This is a genomic window from Inquilinus limosus MP06 (assembly GCF_000767795.1).
GTDB lineage: Bacteria > Pseudomonadota > Alphaproteobacteria > DSM-16000 > Inquilinaceae > Inquilinus > Inquilinus limosus_E.
Genome location: NZ_JANX01000912.1, coordinates 1 through 1579 on the forward strand (window position 1 = coordinate 1; position 1579 = coordinate 1579).

The following is a 1579-nucleotide window of genomic DNA, read 5'->3' on the forward strand; positions in this document are numbered from 1 at the left end:
CAGGGCCGGATCGTGCCCGCCGACAAGCGGGCGCGGGACACCTGGCCGGTGCGCGAGGGCGATACCGGCGGGGCGAAGGACGGCGAGCTGGTGGAGGCGCTGGTCGAGGCGTCCGACCGCCTCGGGCCGCGCCGCGCCGTGGTCAGCGCCCGCTACGGCGACGCCGAGGATCCGCGCTCGATCAGCCTGATCGCCATTCATACCGCCGGCATCCCGACCGAGTTCCGGCCCAAGGCGCTGGCCCAGGCCGAGGCGGCGCTTCCCGCCGGGCTGGAGGGCCGGGTCGATTTGCGGCAGATCCCGCTGGTCACCATCGACGGCGCCGACGCCCGCGACTTCGACGACGCGGTCTGGGCCGAGCCCGACCCGGACCATCCCGGCGGCTGGCACCTGATCGTCGCCATCGCCGACGTCGCCCATTACGTGCCGCCCGGGTCGCCTCTGGACCGCGACGCCTTCGAGCGCGGCAATTCCTGCTATTTCCCCGACCGGGTCGTGCCGATGCTGCCGGAGGCGCTGTCGAACGGGCTGTGCTCGCTGCGGCCCAACGAGGACCGCGCCTGCCTGGCCGCCGACCTGTGGATCGACGCCCAGGGCCGCCTGAAGCGCCACCGCTTCCGCCGCGGGCTGATGCGCTCCGCCGCCCGGCTGACCTATGAGCAGGTGCAGGCCGCCCGCAACGGCCAGCCGGACGAGCTGACCGGCCCGCTGCTGCAGCCGGTGATCGCCCCGCTCTATGGCGCCTATGAGGCGCTGCTGGCGGCGCGGGAGAAGCGCGGCACGCTGGAGCTGGACCTGCCGGAGCGCAAGGTGCAGCTGGACGAGGACGGCCGCGTCGCCTCGATCGGCATCCGCTCGCGGCTCGACAGCCACAAGCTGATCGAGGAGTTCATGATCGCCGCCAATGTCGCGGCGGCGGAGACGCTGAGCGACCGGAACCTGCCGGCGCTGTACCGGGTGCACGACCAGCCGGACCGCGCCCGGGTGGCGGCGCTGAAGGAGTTCCTGGAGCCGCTGGGCTATTCCCTGTCGCTGGGCCAGGTGATGCGGCCGCGGGTGTTCGGCCAGATCCTGGAGCGCGCCGTCGGCCGGCCGGAGGAGCCGATGGTCAACGAGATGGTGCTGCGGTCGCAGGCTCAGGCCGTCTACAGCCCGGACAATCTCGGCCATTTCGGCCTGGCCCTGCCGCGCTACGCCCATTTCACCTCGCCGATCCGCCGCTATGCCGACCTGACCGTGCATCGCGGCCTGATCCGGCTGCTGCATCTCGGCGCCGACGGCGCTCCCGACGACGAACTGGCGCGGCTGGACGAGATCGGCGAGCACATCTCCGTGACCGAGCGCCGCGCCGCCCAGGCCGAGCGCGACGCGGTCGACCGCTACATGGCCAGCTGGCTGGCCGACCGGATCGGCGCCATCCTGCCCGGCCGGATCGGCGGCGTCGCCAAGTTCGGCCTGTTCGTGAAGCTGGACGAGTCGGGCGCCGACGGGCTGGTGCCGATCTCGACCCTGCCCGACGACTATTACGACCATGACGAGGCGGCGCACGCCCTGGTCGGCCGGCGCTGGAACCGCGTGT

Annotated in this window: 1 protein-coding gene; it reads left to right on the top strand. The window is 72.9% G+C overall.

The features are described from left to right. A partial coding sequence (rnr, locus tag P409_RS33905; protein ID WP_034849091.1) for a ribonuclease R occupies positions 1-1579 on the top strand: 1579 nt, incomplete at both ends.